At 44.4% G+C, this 19,324-nt stretch carries 15 protein-coding genes and 1 riboswitch; of the genes, 2 read left to right on the top strand and 13 right to left on the bottom strand.

Annotated features, from left to right (window positions below):
• Positions 1-146 precede the first annotated feature (146 nt).
• The 4 genes from ACTJIX_RS05955 to prfB form a co-directional block, all read right to left on the bottom strand.
• Complete coding sequence (locus ACTJIX_RS05955; protein WP_440611288.1) at positions 147-1,427, bottom strand: 3-deoxy-D-manno-octulosonic acid transferase; 1,281 nt, start codon at positions 1,425-1,427, stop codon at positions 147-149.
• Between the two features lie 80 nt (positions 1,428-1,507).
• Positions 1,508-2,593: an alkene reductase gene (locus tag ACTJIX_RS05950; protein ID WP_340817283.1), complete on the bottom strand. Its 1,086-nt coding sequence runs from the start codon at positions 2,591-2,593 to the stop codon at positions 1,508-1,510.
• Positions 2,594-2,608: 15 nt separating this feature from the next.
• Positions 2,609-2,908 (bottom strand): ArsR/SmtB family transcription factor, encoded by a 300-nt coding sequence (locus ACTJIX_RS05945; protein ID WP_121979733.1) that lies wholly within the window; start codon positions 2,906-2,908, stop codon positions 2,609-2,611.
• 146 nt (positions 2,909-3,054) lie between these two features.
• Positions 3,055-4,150, bottom strand: a protein-coding gene (gene prfB, locus ACTJIX_RS05940) for a peptide chain release factor 2 (protein WP_440611287.1) whose coding sequence is annotated in 2 segments (ribosomal slippage) — positions 3,055-4,077 and positions 4,079-4,150 — 1,095 coding nt in all. Because the reading frame shifts where the segments join, the coding sequence is not laid out codon by codon here.
• A gap of 488 nt (positions 4,151-4,638) precedes the next feature.
• On the opposite strand from prfB, the gene ACTJIX_RS05935 reads away from it, so the two are divergent.
• Both ACTJIX_RS05935 and ACTJIX_RS05930 read left to right on the top strand, forming a co-directional pair.
• Positions 4,639-5,418, top strand: a complete 780-nt coding sequence (locus ACTJIX_RS05935) for a putative porin (RefSeq protein ID WP_076752899.1) — start codon at positions 4,639-4,641, stop codon at positions 5,416-5,418.
• 158 nt (positions 5,419-5,576) lie between these two features.
• Positions 5,577-6,377, top strand: a complete 801-nt coding sequence (locus ACTJIX_RS05930; RefSeq protein WP_440611286.1) for a putative porin — start codon at positions 5,577-5,579, stop codon at positions 6,375-6,377.
• Positions 6,378-6,427: 50 nt separating this feature from the next.
• Here ACTJIX_RS05930 and recJ read toward each other — a convergent pair whose 3' ends face one another.
• The 9 genes from recJ to aceE all read right to left on the bottom strand — a co-directional run bounded on the left by recJ (position 6,428) and on the right by aceE (position 19,151).
• The gene (recJ, locus tag ACTJIX_RS05925; protein WP_440611285.1) at positions 6,428-8,131 is read right to left on the bottom strand and encodes a single-stranded-DNA-specific exonuclease RecJ; all 1,704 of its coding nucleotides are present in this window, start codon (positions 8,129-8,131) and stop codon (positions 6,428-6,430) included.
• Positions 8,132-8,788: a pyridoxamine 5'-phosphate oxidase gene (gene pdxH / locus ACTJIX_RS05920; protein ID WP_071320165.1), complete on the bottom strand. Its 657-nt coding sequence runs from the start codon at positions 8,786-8,788 to the stop codon at positions 8,132-8,134.
• 28 nt (positions 8,789-8,816) lie between these two features.
• Positions 8,817-10,148, bottom strand: a complete 1,332-nt coding sequence (glmM, locus tag ACTJIX_RS05915) for a phosphoglucosamine mutase (protein WP_440611284.1) — start codon at positions 10,146-10,148, stop codon at positions 8,817-8,819.
• Positions 10,149-10,271: 123 nt separating this feature from the next.
• Positions 10,272-11,738: an IMP dehydrogenase gene (guaB, locus tag ACTJIX_RS05910; protein WP_048882183.1), complete on the bottom strand. Its 1,467-nt coding sequence runs from the start codon at positions 11,736-11,738 to the stop codon at positions 10,272-10,274.
• 350 nt (positions 11,739-12,088) lie between these two features.
• Positions 12,089-12,454: a YkgJ family cysteine cluster protein gene (locus ACTJIX_RS05905; RefSeq protein ID WP_082180213.1), complete on the bottom strand. Its 366-nt coding sequence runs from the start codon at positions 12,452-12,454 to the stop codon at positions 12,089-12,091.
• A 94-nt stretch (positions 12,455-12,548) separates the two neighbouring features.
• Entirely contained in the window at positions 12,549-13,346 is a 798-nt protein-coding gene (locus tag ACTJIX_RS05900; protein ID WP_004813740.1) for an MBL fold metallo-hydrolase, read from the bottom strand.
• 183 nt (positions 13,347-13,529) lie between these two features.
• Entirely contained in the window at positions 13,530-14,105 is a 576-nt protein-coding gene (locus tag ACTJIX_RS05895) for a TMEM165/GDT1 family protein (RefSeq protein ID WP_005220573.1), read from the bottom strand.
• Positions 14,106-14,176: 71 nt separating this feature from the next.
• Positions 14,177-14,320: riboswitch (yybP-ykoY riboswitch) on the bottom strand.
• Positions 14,321-14,415: 95 nt separating this feature from the next.
• Complete coding sequence (locus ACTJIX_RS05890; RefSeq protein ID WP_440611283.1) at positions 14,416-16,446, bottom strand: 2-oxo acid dehydrogenase subunit E2; 2,031 nt, start codon at positions 16,444-16,446, stop codon at positions 14,416-14,418.
• A gap of 2 nt (positions 16,447-16,448) precedes the next feature.
• Positions 16,449-19,151, bottom strand: a complete 2,703-nt coding sequence (gene aceE, locus ACTJIX_RS05885) for a pyruvate dehydrogenase (acetyl-transferring), homodimeric type (RefSeq protein WP_108675734.1) — start codon at positions 19,149-19,151, stop codon at positions 16,449-16,451.
• Positions 19,152-19,324 lie beyond the last annotated feature (173 nt).

Below are 19,324 nucleotides of genomic sequence, written 5' to 3'. Positions count from 1 at the left end.
ACATGGATGTCACCCGTTTGATTAGGGTACATGGATGTATCCTCAATCAAACAAAAGATTTTTGCTACTTTTCATCTCTGAAAAGTAGGTCATCTCTACAATTAAACTTTTAGTAGTAAACCGATATATGCGAGTGTGGTGCAGTTTTACAAATACTGATCTATTACTGCAATATGCTTGGCAAGCGAACCCTGATTCTGCTGCATAATCTTTTGTGCTGCGGTATTTAAACTTTCTGCCTTGGATGAATTATTTAGAATCTTCAGCAAAGTTGTAGCTGCCTGCTGAACATTCTCTACCACTTCTACAGCTTGAGCTTCAACAAACTCATCGACAATAGTCTGGAAGTTAAAATAATTCTTACCCAGAATCGTAGGCACATTTAGTGCGATCGGCTCCAGAATATTATGTCCACCACCTGGTTCATTCAAAGAGCCACCAACATAACAGGCTTGGCTCAAGGCATACCAGAGCCACATCTCGCCCATGGAATCTGCCAGATAAACCTGAGTATCTTCTTCGATACGTTGCCCCACACTACGGCGCTGGGTTCTTAAACCTAAGGACTGTGCAGCCTGGAACACCTCATCAAAACGTTCCGGATGGCGTGGCACTACGATACAAACTAATGCTGGATCTGCATCCAGTGCAGATTTAAGTTCAGCCATCAATTGCTGTTCTTCAGGCGCATGCGTACTGGCGAGAGTAATGATCTTACGGCCTTGCAAAGACCATTCCTGTTTCAATTGAGCCGCATGATCAATAAATTGCTGCGGTGCCGTAATATCAAACTTGATATTACCTAAAATCTGGGTTTTTTTAGTTTCGATGCCTAAATCAATATAACGTTGTTGGGTTGCAAGATCCTGAGCCAATAGCTGCTGCATTGCGTTCAGCATGCCACGGGTTAGCCCTTTGACCTTGGCATAACCTTGAGCTGATTTTTCTGAAAGACGGGCATTCAGCAACAGACAAGGCACCTTATAATTCTTTGCCTGATCAATGAGATTTGGCCAGAGCTCAGTTTCCATTAATAGCAATAATTTCGGCTGATATTTCTGATAAAAATCCTGAATCAGATGTTTTTGATCGGCAGGTAAATAAACTGCCTGAAATAAATTTAAATAGGGTTCTTTAAGAAAAAGAGATTTAGCGCGTGCCTGCCCGGTCTTGGTGGTATTGGTCACTAGAACCGGATGCCCAAGTTTTAAATAATGTTCAATTAAAGGTTGAGCGGCATTGGTTTCCCCTACGGATACTACATGAAACCAGATTGCCTGCAGGTTTTTAGGGGACTGGAAAGGACCAAAACGTTCCAGCAGTTCTTGTTCTAATTGTTCCGGACTGGTCGCACGTTTACGTATACGGGATTGATAAAGCGGTTTCGCTAGCGCCAAGGCTGCGTTATACCAAAAAGGAGTAGCCAAATGTTGCCCCGAAATTGAGTGAATCGGCAAAATATAACAGAGCCACATCGACATGTTAACCGATGTAGCTCATTTTCAGATTATTCTATTGTGCTTAAAACTTTTACTTCGGCCAAAGTCGGGTAATCAATATAACCCTCAGCCGCCTGACTGCCGATCATATTTTCCAGTTTTAGCTCGTTCAGCGGTGCATCTTGCAACAGACGTTCGTATAGGTCAGGATTCGCAATATAGGCCTTACCAAATGCGACTGCATCTGCTTTACCTGAGGCTAAAAGTTCAATAGCATTCTCACGGCTCAAGCGCATGTTGGCAATATACGGCACGCCACCTGAACGCTGTTTCATATATTCAGAAATACTGTCTTCAGCCAGATATTCACGAGTAAAGAAAAACGCGATTTGACGTTTGCCCAGCTGCTCCATGGCATAACCAAATGTTTCACGTGGATCATCATCACCCATGTCATGCTCATCACAACGTGGTGCCAGATGCACACCAACACGATCCGCGCCCCAGACTTCGATCAAGGCATCCACCACTTCCAGCAGGAAACGAGTCCGGTTTTCAACAGAACCACCGTATTCATCTTCACGCTTGTTGGTCTTGGTTTGCAGGAACTGGTCAATCAGATAACCATTGGCGCCATGCAACTCTACCCCATCAAAACCGGCGTCTTTGGCACGAATTGCAGCCTGCTTATATTGCTCGGTAATGGCATGAATTTCTGAGATTTCCAGCGGACGTGGAAGAACATAAGGGCGCTTAGGACGTAACAGGCTGACGTGACCGGCCTGTTGTACTGAACTCGCCGATACCGGTGTTTCACCATTTAACAGCTCTGGATCAGAAACACGCCCCACATGCCATAGTTGGGCAACGATTAGACCGCCCTTCTCATGAACCGCTTGAGTGACCTTTTTCCAGCCTTCGACCTGCGCATCGGTAAATAATCCTGGAGTATTTAAATAGCCGTTGGCTTCTTCAGAAATCACTGTCGCTTCAGAAATGATCAGGCCAGCGCTTGCACGTTGCGCATAGTACTCGACCATCATTGGGGTTGGAACGCGATCAGCAGTTGCGCGACTACGGGTCAGCGGCGCCATGATGACACGGTTTTTAAGCTCTAACGCACCAAGCGTTAAAGGAGAATTTAATTCAGCCATCGTTACTCCCACCTGTTAAAGGTGTTGTTGTAGGTGTTCGATAAATTGCTGAATCAAAGTTTCATTGCGGGAGAAATATGACCACTGTCCATGCTTGGTTGCAGTGATCAGTCCAGCCTGCTGTAACACCGACAGGTGATTGGACATAGTGGACTGTGAAACCTGGCCCAAACGTTCAATTTGACCTGCACAGACCCCACGTTGAAAGCCACCACACTCTTCCGCAGACAGATATTGCTCCGGAGATTTTAACCACTCCAGAATTTGTCGACGGGTCGGATTGGCTAAGGCTTTAAAAATTAGATCAAGGTCCATAGGCACATCATAATCAGTGGCGCAACGAAACTTCATTCAGCATCTGCGATCATTATATCGTATTTTTTCGATTTATATATCGAATAATTTAGATATAAGAGTCACAGTCTGTTAAAGCTTTGTTACGCCAGCTTTTAAACGATTTCTTACAGGCCCTGTTTCAGGCTTGCTTCGATAAATTTGTCCAGATCACCGTCCAGAACTGCGCCAGTATTGGAATTTTCTACCCCTGTACGCAAATCCTTGATACGTGAATCATCAAGGACATAAGAACGGATCTGGCTACCCCAGCCGATATCAGACTTGGAATCTTCCAATGCCTGTGCAGCTTCATTACGCTTGTTCATTTCCAGCTCATACAGCTTGGCACGCAACTGCTTCCAGGCATGGTCACGGTTGGCATGTTGTGAACGCTGGTTCTGACAGGCCACCACAATACCGGTTGGAATATGGGTCAGACGTACCGCAGAGTCAGTTTTGTTAATGTGCTGACCACCGGCACCCGAGGCACGGTAAGTATCGGTACGGACATCTGAAGGATTGATTTCAATCTCAATATTGTCATCTACTTCAGGCGATACAAATACTGCAGAGAATGAAGTATGACGGCGGTTACCCGAGTCGAATGGTGATTTACGTACTAGACGGTGTACCCCAGATTCGGTACGTAACCAGCCATAGGCATACTCACCTTCGACACGAATCGTCGCGGATTTAATCCCGGCGACATCCCCGTCAGATTCTTCCATTAATTCAGCTTTAAAACCATGACGTTCAATCCAGCGCATGTACATACGTAGCAGCATCGATGCCCAGTCTTGTGCTTCCGTACCACCTGAACCTGCCTGAATTTCCACATAGCATGGATTCGGATCCATCGGATTACTGAACATACGACGGAATTCAAGCTTTGCCAGCTCTTCTTCTGCTATTGTCAATTCTGCCTGAACATCTTCAAGCATGGCTTCTTCATCGGCTTCTACAGCCAGATCAAGCATGGCTTGTGCATCTTCAAGCTGATTCGCCAGACCATCCAGTACATTCAGTACATTCTCAAGCTCGCCTTTTTCTTTGGCCATAGCCTGTGCACGGTTCTGATCATTCCAGATGGCTGGATCTTCTAATTCACGGAGAACCTCTTCCAAACGCTCTTTTTTCAGATCGTAGTCAAAGATACCCCCGTAGTGTTTGACCACGTTCGTTCAAGTCTTTTAGCTGGAGTAGATAAGGATTAATTTCCACGTGAATTTCTCTCAATCAATAAGGCATAAATTTTTAGCAGGCAATTATATCACAGTCCTTTCCCGCAGTTTTAACAGGACATCTGTATGATTTCTGCCTGCCATAAATATTTATTTCAATAATTCAACTCAATCAATTTAGCAGTGTTGATTCATCTTCATATAGAGAGAAAATGCATTCAAAATGAATTTTATTAATGAAAAATTTCTAATTTTTTAAAACTCAACCAGTCTATTTAATCATAAATTTTCTGATTATTTATTAATCAAAATCTCTAAAATTCACAATCTTTACATAGTTTTAATAAAACAAAACATTGTTTTTTTTGTTTATATTTCAATGAATTAAAATCATAAAATTACACAAAATTACTGAATTGACATTAATGTAACTTTCCCTTGATTGACGATCTGTCGATTTGGGCTAGACTGAAACTGTAACAAAAAATGTATTAAATCCCAGCCAAAATTTCAGAGGGGAGTATCCGCATGAAAAAATTAGCAATCGCTTCAGCACTAATTTCAGCCGTAGCTTTTACGGGTACCGCAGCACATGCTTATCAAGCAGAAATTGGTGCATCAGCAGGCTTAACAGATCCGGACAACGGTAGTTCAAGCGGCTCTTTCGGTGTAGATGGCACTTACTACTTTAATCCTGTACAAACGCGTAATTCACCATTAGCCGAAGCTGCTTTCCTTGATCGTGCAAGCAATGTGAAAGCTGAATACCAATATGATGAAATTGGTGATGCTGAAGCACATCGTTACGGTGTCGGTGCAGAATACTTTGTACCGAATTCAGACTTCTATTTAGGTGGTAAGGTGAGTGGTCATGATTTACAAGACAATGATGACTTCGATAATGACCTGACGACTTATGCTGCAGAAGTGGGTTACCTTCCAGCACCAGGCTTATTGATTGCTGCTGGTGTGAAAGGATGGGATAACGACCGTGATGACGGTGTAGATCCAACACTTCGTGCAAAATATGTGACTACCTTAAGCAACGGTAAAGACATTAACCTTGAAGCTGGTGCCGCTTTTGGTGATCTTGATGAGTACAACCTGAAAGCTGACTACTTTATCGATAAAACTTTAAGCGTTGGTGCTGACTATCAGAACAATGACCTTACCGACCGTAGTGAATTTGGTGTGAGTGCACGTAAATTCATCAACCAGCAAGTTAGCCTTGAAGGCCGTGTAGGCTTTGGTGAAGCAGGTAATAATGACTACAACAAATTTGGTGTAGCTGCAAAATACCGCTTCTAATCTGAGTTAGACATAGCTTTAATAAAAAAGCCCTTCTTCGGAGGGGCTTTTTAATGCACCAAAATAAGACCAATGGTCTTGACCATAAGAATAAAAAACATACAATTTGTTACAAGTATAAAATTTCAAGTTTTATCAATAACAACCGAGAGCTTTAAATGTTTAAGAAAATTGCTTTAATTACAGCCTTATTTGCTGCTTGTGGAATGACAAATGCTTATCAAGCCGAACTCAATATTGGATATGAAAATACTGATATTGATAATGCGGGTGATTTAGATACTTTATTTATCAATGGAAAATATTACTTAAATGGCGTGCAGATTAAAGGTAGTCCTTTAGCTGAAGCAGCGTTTATGGATAAAATAAGCAATATTGGCCTTGGTTATGCCAATGCAAGTGGTGATGGAGATGAAGATATCGATGTAATTGGCATTAGTGGTGAATTCTTTATTCCCAATACGCAGTTTTATGTGAGCGGTGCCCTTAATAAAGTTGATTTTGCTAATGAAGATAATACTGGGTATGCAATTGAATTAGGCTATTTACCAATTAATGGCCTGTTATTAGCAGCAGGACTAGCAAATGAAAATATTGATCCTGTACAAGTTGCAAATTATGGTTTCACCACTAACTTCTTAAATGCATTAACTGTAGGTGATGACACCGCAGTATCTCTACGCGCTAAATATGTGACTCAAATTGGTAATCATTTTACTAATTTCGAAGGCTTAACTTACATTGGTGATGAAACGACTTATCGTTTAGCTGCTGACATATATATTGATCCTACATTCAGTGTAGGTGTTTCTCTTGCAGATTCTACTGCAGATGATTCAGATACTATTTTTGGTATCCGTACTCAAAAATTCTTTACTCCAACGATTGCTGCTGGTCTAAATTACACTACAACTGATGGTGCCGACTCCTTTGGTATTAACGGTACATTCCGTTTCTAATTAAATATTAGAGAGTATAAAAAAACCGCTCAATTGAGCGGTTTTTTTATTTACTGTTCCAGATGTGCAATCCGCATCTGCAAACTGACATTGCCATTAAAGATATTTTTGTCCAGTTCATAAACCAGACGTACACTGTCATGCATTGGATCGAACTGATATTTACTGGCTGCATTAAAAGCAATCGCATCCACCACCTGTCCATTTTCCAGCGCCACTCGCAGCTTCAGATGTACCTCTTTAAGCCAGCGATAATCCAATACTTTAAATATGCCTTCAAATATGGGTTGTGGAAACTTTTGTCCCCATGGGCTCAGATTATGCAGAAGATCTACTGTATCAATCTGAAATGCAGAGGCTGGCAGCTCACCATCAGTCCATAACGTTGCAGTAAACAGACTTTCATCCATACTGCCAATTAACTGTTCAAAGGTCTGCTTAAATTCAGCAAAATGTGCTTTTTTAATGGTCAGTCCTGCTGCTGCTGCATGCCCACCAAAGTGACTGACAATGTGTGGATTTTGTTCAGCCACCCGCTCAATCGCGTCACGGATATGAATCCCCTCAATTGAACGTGCAGAACCCTTGATATGAATGCCATCTTCATCTGCAGCAAAAACAATACTTGGACGATGGAACTGTTCTTTTAAACGTCCAGCGACAATTCCAATCACGCCTTGATGCCAATGCTGTTCAAACATGATCAGAGCAGCCGGCAGTTCTGTTTCATCCAGCTGGATTTTTTCCAGTTCAGCCAGCGCCTCCTGCTTGATCTTGCCTTCGACCTGACGGCGCTCGACATTGAGCTGATTCAGCTGTTCTGCGAGTGGATAAGCAGTTGCCAGATCTTTAGCGAGCAGACATTCAATCCCGATATCCATGGTTTCCATACGTCCAGCCGCATTAATGCGCGGACCGAGTACAAAACCGAGATCTTGGGCTTTTAACGTTGCTGCATCCCGCCCTGCGATTTCCAGCAGTGCACTAATCCCTGGACGGCATAAGTGCTGCTGTATCCGTTTCAGTCCAGCATCAACCAGAATGCGGTTGTTATAGTCCAGGCTAGCTACATCTGCATACGTTCCCAGTGCCACCAGATCCAGATAGTTGGTGATTACTGTAGAAGACTTACCAAGCTTCTTACGATGGGTAGATAGATTGGCTAATACATAGAAAGCCACGCCTACCCCAGCCAATGCCTTGCTTGGGAATTCACAACCAAGCTGATTTGGATTGACCACCGCTTCAGCAGCAGGTGTCGGTTTGGTGGTAAGATGGTGATCAGTGATAATCACTTGCATACCATGATCTTGTGCCTGCTTCACCCCGTCATGACTGGAAATACCATTATCCACAGTAATGAGCAGATCAGGGGTAAAACTGGCAAATGCCAGATCAGCAATTGCCGGCGTTAAGCCATAGCCATATTTAAAACGGTCGGGGACCAGATAATCAACATCCGCTCCCATATCACGCAGTGCCAGCAGCATTAATGCGGTACTGGTGGCACCATCGGCATCATAATCACCGACAATCACGATTTTCTGACCTGCATCAATCGCTGCATCGATCAGCTGAATGGCTTCCGGCAAGCCTTTCATGCTCGGTGCCAACAGATGCTTGAGTTTCAGCTCAAGCTCCTGCTGTGATTCCACTCCACGGCGTGCCAGAATCTCTGCAATAAAAGACGGTACGTCCTGAAAAGATTCAGGATGGGTCAGTAAAGGGCGCTGCTTGATTTCAAGTTTTGGCATTTATGGCATCAGTCGCTGCAATGTCCAGGCATCGTCATTCTTGGTATAACTCAGACGATCATGCAGACGATTTGGACGTCCTTGCCAGAATTCATAATAATCAGGTACTAAACGGTAACCACCCCAGAATTCTGGCTTATCAAGCTGTTCCTGGTTCGCCATCGTATCATGATAGTCCCAGAAACGCTGCTGCAGCTCATCACGACTGGCAATCACACCACTCTGGGGCGTACTGACATGCGCAGCAATCTGACTGTCACGTGGACGCTTATGATAATAATCTGTGGATTCTTCTTCGGAGATTTTAATTACACGCCCAGAAACACGGATTTGTCGTTCCTGCTCCTGCCAGTAAAATAACAACTCAGCATAAGGATTTACCTCAAGGTCCATCCCTTTCTGGCTATCATAATTGGTATAGAAAGCATAACCATCTGGAGTCGCCCCACGTAGCAAGACTGTGCGTACATGCGGACGACCTTGCGCATTTGCCGTAGCCAGTGACATGGCATAAGGCTCATGCAATTGCGCTGCCAGGGCATGGTTAAACCAGAGCAAAAACTGTTCATGTGGATCCAGTTTAACCTGATCCTCAAGCAGCTCGCCTTTCTGATAATTCAGGCGTAGTTCACTCAGATCTTTAATTAAATCAGTCATTCCATCTCTCTATAATCAGTCAGCAAGTTTAGGCAGCATTGGCACGTATAGCATCTGCCAATGAATGGGCCAGTGTAGTGACTTCATCCAGGTCTTCGCCTTCCACCATAACACGAATAACCGGCTCAGTACCTGACTTACGAATCAGCAAGCGGCCACGGCCTTTCAGCTGTTGTTCTGCTTTTTCAAATTCAGCAGCAAGCGCAGGGACGGCGTACGGATCAAACATGGCATCCAGACGTACATTGACCAATACGTTCGGTAACAAGCGGAAATCAGCTACCAGTTCATGCAGGGCTTTCTTCTGCTCGACCATCACTGTCAATACTTGTAGCGCAGCAATAATGGCATCACCCGTGGTGCTCTTGTCTAATGTCAGGATATGACCGGATGGCTCACCGCCAGTGACCCAGCCCTTTTGCTCCAGACCTTGTAATACATAACGGTCACCCACCTTGGCACGCAAGAATGGGACTTGGGCTTTTTCTAGAGCCAGTTCCAGCGCCATATTACTCATGAGTGTGCCTACAATTCCTGCTGGCTTATTTTTGGCCTGAGTCGCAAGGATATACAGAATATGGTCACCAGTAATCTGCTCACCGTTTTTGTCGACCATAATGACACGGTCAGCATCTCCATCAAAGGCAATCCCAAGATCAGCCTGATATTCAACGACTGCTTTTTGCAGATTCTCAGGATGTGTTGAGCCACAGTCTTTATTGATATTGAGACCATCAGGATCATCAAACATTGCAATAACTTTTGCGCCCAATTCACGGAACACTGCAGGACCCACGTTATAGGCTGCCCCATTGGCACAATCCACTACAATCGTTAAATCATTCAGATCTAAATGATATGGGAAAGTCGATTTACAGAATTCGATATAACGACCATTAGCATCTTTGACACGGAAACTTTTACCCAGGTTCGCCGTATCTTCAATACTTATTTCTTTTTCGAGCTCCTGATTAATTTCATCTTGTAAGGCATCCGGTAGTTTCTTGCCTTCACTAGAGAAAAATTTAATCCCGTTATCAAAATACGGATTATGAGAAGCTGAAATAACAATACCCAGACTGGCATGCAGTGCACGGGTCAAATGGGCAATTGCAGGAGTCGGTAATGGGCCCAGTAAATGTACATAAACACCTGCTGCGTTCAGGCCTGCCTGTAAGGCAGATTCTAAAATATAGCCTGATAAACGCGTATCTTTTCCCATCACCACCAGCGGTTTATTTTTCTTGCTATATCGCTTTAGTACCTTTCCTGCAGCAAAGCCTAATTTAAGCGCAAACTCAGGCGTAATTGGCAATTCGCCAAACTTGCCACGGATACCATCGGTGCCAAAATAACTCATCGTTGTCTCACTTCTTATTGGGTGATTTCCATCATCCATTTTTACAATGTGTGACACTTTACACCAAAACAAAAAAGCCGTCATTTGTATGACGGCTTTTTTCGAATGAGTGCAGAAAGGAAATTAGCCAACGCGATAGTTTGGCGCTTCCTTGGTAATCGTCACGTCATGTACGTGAGATTCAGACATACCTGCAGAAGTGATTTTCACAAACTTCGCATTTTGACGAAGATCTTCAATCACTGCAGAACCCGTATAACCCATAGATGAACGCAGACCACCCATCATCTGATGCACGATGTTACCCATTGGACCTTTGTAAGGTACACGCCCTTCAATGCCTTCTGGAACCAGTTTCTCGGCACCTGCTTTAGAATCCTGGAAATAACGGTCTGCAGAACCTGTTGCTCCAGCCATCGCACCTAATGAGCCCATACCACGGTAAGCTTTATAGTAACGACCCTGGAAGAACTCAACTTCACCTGGTGCTTCTTCGGTACCAGCCAACAGTGAACCCACCATGATGGTGCTTGCACCAGCGCCAATCGCTTTTGCCATATCGCCAGAGAAACGGATACCACCATCAGCAATCAATGGAATCTGTTCTTTCAATGCATTCGCAACTGAATCGATTGCAGAGATTTGTGGCATACCAATACCCGCAACAATACGCGTCGTACAGATGGAGCCAGGACCGATACCCACTTTAACAGCATCTGCACCAGCATCCAGAAGTGCAAGTGCAGCATCACCCGTCGCAATATTACCGCCAATCACCTGAACTTGTGGGAAATTCTGTTTTACCCAACGTACACGTTCAATCACACCAGCAGAGTGACCATGTGCAGTATCGACGACAATCACGTCTACACCAGCTTCAACCAATGCTTCAACACGGCTTGGTGTTTCTGCACCCGTACCAACCGCAGCACCCACGCGTAGGCGACCCAGGTCATCTTTACAGCTGTTTGGATAGCTTTCAGCTTTGCGGAAATCTGTAACCGTGATCAAACCTTTCAGTTCTTGCTGTTCATTTACAACCAGAACTTTTTCGATACGGTGTTTTTGCAGTAAGGCCTGGATGTTTTCTTTCGACTCACCTTCACGAACTGTGACCAGACGCTCCTGACCTGTCATGATGTTGCTGACTGGCTGTTCAAGATTGGTTTCAAAGCGTGTATCACGACCTGTCACGATACCAACCACTTTGCCATCTTTAACAACAGGTACACCGCTAATATTGTTTGCCTGAGTTAAGGCAATCAACTCACGAACGGTAGTTTCTGGGGTAACAATGATTGGATCTTTCACCATACCCGCTTCGAATTTCTTCACACGACGTACTTCAGCAGCCTGTGCAGCAATATCCATGTTCTTGTGCAGAATACCGATACCACCATTTTGCGCCATTGCAATCGCCATACGGGATTCAGTCACCGTATCCATAGCTGCAGACACAAGAGGAATATTCAGGTTAATGCCGCGAGTCAGGCGTGTCTTTAGAGAGACATCTTTTGGGAGAACAGTAGAGTAGGCAGGGAGTAATAGGACATCATCGAAGGTTAACGCGTCTTGAACGATGGTCAACATAACAGTCTCACTGGTAATTTCCGTGCGCCATTATAAACAAATTTAGCTCTAAATTTCATTGCAATTGCAAAATTTATTTTGTCGAAATCTGGACTTAGATCTAATTTAACTGGCTAAATTTATAAATTCGACTATTCAATCAACAGTTTAAATATTCCAACCCAACAAGAAGAATAATTAAGCTTACAAAATCATTTATGCACTTGTTCTTTTCCACAGATAGTGAAATAAAAAACCAATCATTCAGCGATAATACTTTGCCTGTAAATTTGAAGCTCAAGCATGCCAATATTTATATTCAATAAAAAACAGAGCCGAAGCTCTGTTTTTTAAAATCTTGAATTCAAAATTTAACTGACGCGTTCAAAGTTATCGTCATTCTCGGCTTTATCCCGATCGATCTGGATGAATGGAATCATATTATGGGCAATGCGGGCTTTATTACACTGCACATCAGCAACCTGTACTTCCTTACATGAAGTACTGCGTAGCTCATACATACCACAACTGACCTGTTCACCAATCGTACCTTCTAGTGCAACACAGCGCGGGTTTTTCTGATTGGTCCCGGCCATGCACGAATACACCGATGTAACAGGTTCCGTATAGTGCTCTGGCATCGGAATGCCCTCTGCCCAGTAAAACGACACCCTGAAATGGGCGCAACATGCGCCACAACTTAAACATGCATCCTGTGTTGGAACTTGAGACAACATTTTTTATAAATTCTCGTCATCAAAAAGATTTTTTGGAATCCGAAAATATAAAAAATGTTGTTTTTTCACTCAAGTATTTTTTTAATTTTTCCTGTTATTCCGGACAGGTAAATACCGTTTCATCCATTAAGTCAGTGCCACATTCCAGGGTTTCAATCCAGTCCAGAAACTGATTGATCTGCTCTTTGCCCACAAACGGTGTACCGTGCTGTGGCACGATCATTTCTACATCCATGGTACGTACCATTTGCACCCAGAGACGGATCACCTTGTTATTACACATATAACGCTGGTGAAAGCCCTTCATTTTCGGGATATGCGCCGCAAAGTTTTCCAGTGGACGCGAAGCGTCTTCGACCATAGACGCGCCCATATCGCCTGAAAACAGGATTTTTGCAATCGGGTCATAGAATTGGAAATTACCCACTGAATGCAGAAAATGAGCAGGAATTGCCACAATATTGGAATTGCCCAGTTTGATAATCTGGCCATGATCCGGCAGCTCCACCAGACGATCTAACCAGTTACCTTTCATGCGGTCACTCATAAAGGCCGAGTTCAGGTGCGGCAAGAAACGTGCCCAGAGCTTGGACGCAACCACTTTGGCATCGGTATAGACTAACCAGCGCGGCATCGAAGTGATAATGTCCGGATCCTGATGCGAGGCCATGACATAGTCCAGATTGGCCAGACGGGTATATTTGTTCAGTTCCATGGTGAGCGGCACATAAGTCAGGTCACCCCCCGGATCCAGTACTGCCGCACGGTTATTATCAATAATTAAAAACTGGTTGGCCTGAACGCCTTCACCTTTTACCAGGCTGGTAAAACTAATGCACTTGTGGATGCCATCATCGAATAAAACCTGTGATGTGGTACGTTCAAAAGCCATAACTTTCCCCAATTTTATACATTTAAAAATGATTTTTGTGTTGTTGTTAACATATAAGTATTCAGAGAAACTTACAATAAATAAAAATGTCTATATAGCCTTATTTATCAGCATTTTGATAGCTATTTCACAATAAAAAATCCCGAGTTTTTAGCTCAGGATTTAATATATTATTCTTATGAATTAGAAATAATAATGTTTGAGCAAGGTACCAATCCCAATCAACAAGAAGATCAACGCACCAATTTTGTGAATCAAGGCGATTGGCAGGCGGTTTGCCAGCTTATCCCCAATAAAAACTGCCGGTGCATTGGCAATCATCATACCTATTGTGGTTCCCAGCATCACCCAAAGCACACTGTCAAAACGTGCTGCCAGGGCTACAGTTGCAACTTGGGTTTTGTCACCAATTTCTGCCAGGAAGAATAGGATAAAGGTCGCACCAAATACTCCCAATTTTTGCCATTTATTGATGCTAGAAGATTCATCACCAAGTTCATCCGGAATCAGCATCCAGATCGCCATGGCAATAAATCCAATTGAAACAACCCATAACAACACATCTGGACTGATGACCGTGGTAATCCACTGACCTAATACCGCAGATAAACCGTGGTTGATCAAGGTCGCTAGCAAGATCGCAATAAGAATAGGAACAGGCTTTCTGAATCGCGCGGCAAGCAGCAAGGCAAGCAATTGGGTCTTATCGCCCATTTCGGCAAGTGCTACGACGGCAGTTGAAAGAAGGAATTCGTACATGTGTCTTTCTCTGGCTGGCATGTGCTACCGATGACTTACCCTTCCCGCCAGCCAAAATCTGCAGAATGGTAAATCAAAGGTCTTGCCAACAAAAGAAAGCTTCAAGAAGCTCATTTGGTTCTTTGCTATGATGACCATGTCCGGTTCAGGACAAATATGTTGACCATCACCCTTTCGCTTTGCGCAAAAGGCGGCTACTCCCCAATGAAGTAAGCTCATTATAATCAAGAGCATCCATATTTACAAATCGTAATATAAAAAACCCTGCCGGAGCAGGGTCTTTCTATTAAAGCATTAATGCATTAATGCATTAGATCAATAGGCTACGAATATCTTTTAACAATTTGGTTAATTTATTGGTGAAGCGTGCCGCATCTGCACCATTAATCACACGATGATCGTATGACAGTGACAATGGAAGCATTAAGCGTGGATCAAAGCCCTCACCATTCCAAACCGGTTGCATGGTCGCAGGTGAAATACCCAGGATTGCAACTTGTGGCCAGTTCACAAGTGGGGTAAACGCTGTACCACCAATTGCTCCAAGACTTGAAATCGTGAAGTTTGCACCTTGCAGATCTTTCGGTGAAAGTTTCTTATCACGTGCTTTTTGACCCAGTTCACCCAATTCTTTCGAAATTTGCTTAATGGATTTTTGATCTGGATTACGCAGTACAGGAACCGTCAAACCATCTGGTGTTGCGACTGCAATCCCCATATGGATTTCGTTACGCAACAGGACTGACTTACCGTCATCTGCCAAATGACCTGCAAATTCACGCTCTTCTTTCAGCAGGTGTGCTACTGCCTTGATGATGAATGACATAATAGTCAGGCTTAGACCTTCTTTCTTAAAGTTGCCTTTCAGCTCATTACGCCATACTTCAAGTTCAGTAATATCGGCCAAATCGAACTGTGTCACTTGCGGGATGTAATTATTGAGAGACAACTGCGGAATAGAAACCTGCTGCAAACGCGTCAAGGCTTTCTCTTCCACGCCACCAAATGCATCGAAGCTTGGTAGTTTTGGTAAGCCTGCGGGTGCAGCCGCGGCTGGCACAACTGCAGCAGGTGCCGGTGCAGTCAGACGTGTTTTCACATATGCAAACAGATCTTCTTTCATCAGGCGCGCATGCGGACCAGATGCTTTGACTTCAGCAAGTACCACTCCCAGCTCACGTGCAAGCTTACGAACTGCGGGACCGGCATAGACTTTGGCATTGGCAGCGTTTTGCTCTTTGGTGAGCTTGTCTGCATTTTGCGTTTCAGGTGCAGCAGCAGTCTCAACTTTTGGCACTGCAGCTGGTACAGGTGCGGCTTTAGCTGCTGACACTTCTGCTTTTGGAGCCGGAGCTGTCGCAGGTGCTGACTGCCCTGCAGCTTCAATCGTAATCAGTGCAATGCCTTCAGAAACGTTCTGGCCGAGCTCGACATGAATTGACTTGATCACACCTGCAGTCGTGCTTGGCACTTCGACAGTCGCCTTATCCGATTCCACCACGATGATACTTTGGTCTTTCTCAACCTTGTCACCGACCTGTACCAGAATTTCTGCTACAGCAGCTTTGTCGACACCCAAGTCAGGTACTTTCACTTCCACATCGCCAGCAGGCGCTGCGGGTGCTTGTGTAACTGTTTCAGCTTTGGCTTCAGGTGCTGCTGGTGCAGAAGCTTGTTCAGCCGACTCAGGAGCTGATTGCTGAACCGGTGCTGAAGCCGCAGTTTTCACGGTCAGGATAACCACACCTTCTTTAACGGTATCGCCTTCCTTAATTTGAATAGCTTCTACTGTGCCATCGATGGTGCTTGGAACTTCAACAGTCGCTTTATCGGACTCTACGACCACGATGCTTTGATCAACCGTGATTTCATCACCGACCTGTACCAGAATTTCACCTACCAGTGCTTTTTCTACACCGATATCTGGCACTTTCACTTCAACAGTTGCAGATGCAGCGCTATTAGCAGCAGGTGTCTGGCTTTGTTTAGTCGCAGTGCCCGGCTGATGTGAAGCCACTTCCTGGAGAATTTCATCATCAGGTAATGAAGTCGGCGTATTTTCTGAAGTTTTATCAGACACATCAGCTTGCTGGGTTTCTACAGCATTGGCATCATCTTCAGCCTCTAATTCAATGAGTACTGCACCTTCAGATACTTCATCACCCTGATTAACCAGAATGCTTTTTACCACGCCTGCTGAAGTGCTAGGCACTTCAACAGAGGCTTTGTCAGATTCCAGCAGTACAATGCTTTCATCGATGGCAATGGTATCACCCACTTTCACCAGAATTTCAGCAACTGTTGCCTTATCTACACCAATATCAGGAGTCGTAATTTGCATGATTAGTTCTCCTCCTTGTAGTCAGCAACAGCGTGTAGTTCAGGCGTTGCTTGTGGTGCCCATGCAACTGGACGGTCGGTATCCAGCTCAAAGCTAGAAATCGCATCTTTCACTAAACGCGCATCTACTTCACCTTCGTCAGCCAGTTTCTTCAATGTAGCAACCACAATATGAGCAGCATCTACACCGAAGTAGCTACGAAGTTTAGCACGTGTATCGGAACGGCCATAACCATCAGTACCCAATGCAACGAATGGGCGGTTGTCTGGAAGGTAGGCACGGATTTGCTCACTATACGCACGCATATGGTCTGTTGCAGACACCACGATACCTTCAGTACCACGGAGCTGTTTCGATACCCATGCTTCTTTCACGTCTTCAGCCAGCGGATGCAAGCGGTTGTATTCTTCACACGCCATACCATCACGTGCCAGCTCATTGAAACTGGTTACGCTGTATACGTTTGAATGGATTTGATATTCTTCACGCAGGATCTTCGCAGCTTTGATCACTTCACGCAGAATCACACCTGAACCAAGCAACTGGACAGTAGCTTTCTCGTCTTCTTCCAGCAGATACATACCACGTTTGATGCCTTCTTCAACACCTTGTGGCATTGCAGGATGCTCGTAGTTTTCGTTCATTACGGTTAAGTAGTAGAACACACGCTCTTGATTCACGTACATACGCTTCAAGCCATCGTGAACAATCACGGCAAGCTCATAACCAAAGCAAGGATCATAAGAAATACAGTTTGGAATCGTATTCGCAAGAATATGCGAGTGGCCATCCTGGTGCTGTAAGCCTTCACCATTCAATGTAGTACGACCCGCTGTGGCACCCAGCAAGAAGCCTTGTGCTTGCGCATCACCTGCCGCCCATGCAATGTCACCAATACGCTGGAAACCGAACATAGAGTAGTACATGTACATTGGAATCATTGGCAGGTTATTGGTTGAATAACTGGTTGCCAACGCAGCCCAAGCACTCATCGCACCCGCTTCATTAATCCCTTCTTGAAGCATGTGACCGTCTTTTGCTTCACGGTAATGCATCAATTGTTCCTGATCTTCAGGCGTGTATTTTTGACCATGTGCAGCATAAATACCCAGCTGACGGAACATACCTTCCAGACCAAATGTACGCGCTTCATCTGGAACGATTGGAACCACGCGGTCTTTGATGGCTTTTTCTTTCAATAATGAAGAAATTAAACGAACCATCACCATGGTGGTTGATTGTTGCTTACCGTTAGAACCTGCAAGTACTGCGTCAAATACCGACAGTTCTGGAATCGCAAGCTGTTCGCTCTCCTTACGACGTGCAGGCAGGTAACCACCGAGCGCCTCACGACGTGCCTTCATATATTTCAATTCAGGCGAATTTTCGCTTGGACGGTAGAATGGAACTTCTTCTAACTGCTCATCAGTAAATGGCAAGTTGAAACGGTTACGCACATATTTCAACGACTCAAGCTGCATTTTCTTGATTTGGTGAGTCTTATTCACCGCTTCAATTTCTTCAGACAGGCCATAGCCTTTCACTGTTTTCGCCAAGATAACGGTTGGCTGACCTGTGGATTTCATTGCTTCTGCATAGGCTGCATATACTTTGAATGGATCGTGACCACCGCGGTTCAAGTTGTCGATGTCTTCATCACTTAAACCTTTAACCAGCTCTTCAGCTTCTGGGTATTTACCAAAGAAGTGCGCACGTGTATAAGCACCACCTTTTACTTGGTAACGTTGGTAATCGCCGTCTACCGCTTCTTCCATAATCGCTTTTAGAGCGCCAGTTTCATCTTTGGCAAGCAATGGATCCCAATGACGGCCCCAAACGACTTTAATGACGCGCCAGCCTGCACCACGGAATAGCGACTCAAGTTCCTGGATGATCTTGCCGTTACCACGTACCGGGCCATCAAGACGTTGCAGGTTACAGTTGACCACCCAAATCAAGTTATCTAACTTTTCACGGCCAGCCAGAGAGATTGCACCGGTACTTTCTGGTTCATCCATCTCACCATCGCCCAGGTAAGCCCAGACTTTACGATCTTCTTCCTTGATCAAGCCACGGTTCATCAAATACTTTTGAATGTGTGCCTGGTAGATCGACATAATCGGACCCAGACCCATCGATACAGTCGGGAATTGCCAGTAATCCGGCATCAAATATGGATGTGGATAAGAAGGTAAGCCAACGCCATCTACTTCACGACGGAAGTTATTTAAATGGTCTTCCGTTAAACGGCCTTCCAGAAATGAACGTGCATAGATACCCGGAGCACAGTGACCTTGATAATAGATCATGTCACCGCCGAAGCTATCGCTATTGGCACGGAAGAAGTGGTTAAAGCCTACATCATATAAGGTTGCGGATGATGCAAAACTGGCCAAGTGGCCACCTAGATCATCGCCAGTTTTGTTCGCGCGAAGAACCATCGCCAGTGCATTCCAGCGGATCAGCGCACGAATACGGCGCTCCATGTCCTGGTCACCCGGCATAGGTGGTTGTTCTTCAACAGAAATCGTGTTTAAGTAAGGAGTATTTAAACGCTGAATGGGAACATGCTTAGCAATCGCGCGCTGATAAAGTTTCTCTAATAAGAAAGCTGCACGCTCAGTGCCCATGTGTTGCAAAACAGAGTCAAAAGCGTCTTGCCATTCTTGAGTTTCTTGCGCGTCTGTATCGCCATAAAACGCCATAATCTACTGTTCCTAAAGATCTACATTAATCGTTTATATGTATCATATTTAGGGCAGTGACAGGTATCGCCCACGCTGAATGCGCGAATGCCAGGGTATTTAGCAGCTAAATACCTATTGATCATTTATTACACAAAGATACAAATCTGAGTCAGTAAAGAATCAAAATTATA

The organism is Acinetobacter sp. 22323 (genome assembly GCF_052044895.1).
In the GTDB taxonomy this organism is placed as follows: Bacteria; Pseudomonadota; Gammaproteobacteria; order Pseudomonadales; family Moraxellaceae; genus Acinetobacter; species Acinetobacter schindleri.
Note: the sequence above shows the minus strand (reverse complement) of the source record. Positions and strands in the feature narration are given on the sequence as shown.

Coding starts and splice junctions, on each gene's coding strand:
- ACTJIX_RS05950 (WP_340817283.1), bottom strand. CDS start 2,593: ATGGCTGAATTAAATTCTCCTTTAACGCTTGGTGCGTTAGAGCTTAAA.
- ACTJIX_RS05945 (WP_121979733.1), bottom strand. CDS start 2,908: ATGGACCTTGATCTAATTTTTAAAGCCTTAGCCAATCCGACCCGTCGA.
- ACTJIX_RS05935 (WP_076752899.1), top strand. CDS start 4,639: ATGAAAAAATTAGCAATCGCTTCAGCACTAATTTCAGCCGTAGCTTTT.
- ACTJIX_RS05930 (WP_440611286.1), top strand. CDS start 5,577: ATGTTTAAGAAAATTGCTTTAATTACAGCCTTATTTGCTGCTTGTGGA.
- recJ (WP_440611285.1), bottom strand. CDS start 8,131: ATGCCAAAACTTGAAATCAAGCAGCGCCCTTTACTGACCCATCCTGAA.
- pdxH (WP_071320165.1), bottom strand. CDS start 8,788: ATGACTGATTTAATTAAAGATCTGAGTGAACTACGCCTGAATTATCAG.
- glmM (WP_440611284.1), bottom strand. CDS start 10,148: ATGAGTTATTTTGGCACCGATGGTATCCGTGGCAAGTTTGGCGAATTG.
- guaB (WP_048882183.1), bottom strand. CDS start 11,738: ATGTTGACCATCGTTCAAGACGCGTTAACCTTCGATGATGTCCTATTA.
- ACTJIX_RS05905 (WP_082180213.1), bottom strand. CDS start 12,454: ATGTTGTCTCAAGTTCCAACACAGGATGCATGTTTAAGTTGTGGCGCA.
- ACTJIX_RS05900 (WP_004813740.1), bottom strand. CDS start 13,346: ATGGCTTTTGAACGTACCACATCACAGGTTTTATTCGATGATGGCATC.
- ACTJIX_RS05895 (WP_005220573.1), bottom strand. CDS start 14,105: ATGTACGAATTCCTTCTTTCAACTGCCGTCGTAGCACTTGCCGAAATG.
- ACTJIX_RS05890 (WP_440611283.1), bottom strand. CDS start 16,446: ATGCAAATTACGACTCCTGATATTGGTGTAGATAAGGCAACAGTTGCT.
- aceE (WP_108675734.1), bottom strand. CDS start 19,151: ATGGCGTTTTATGGCGATACAGACGCGCAAGAAACTCAAGAATGGCAA.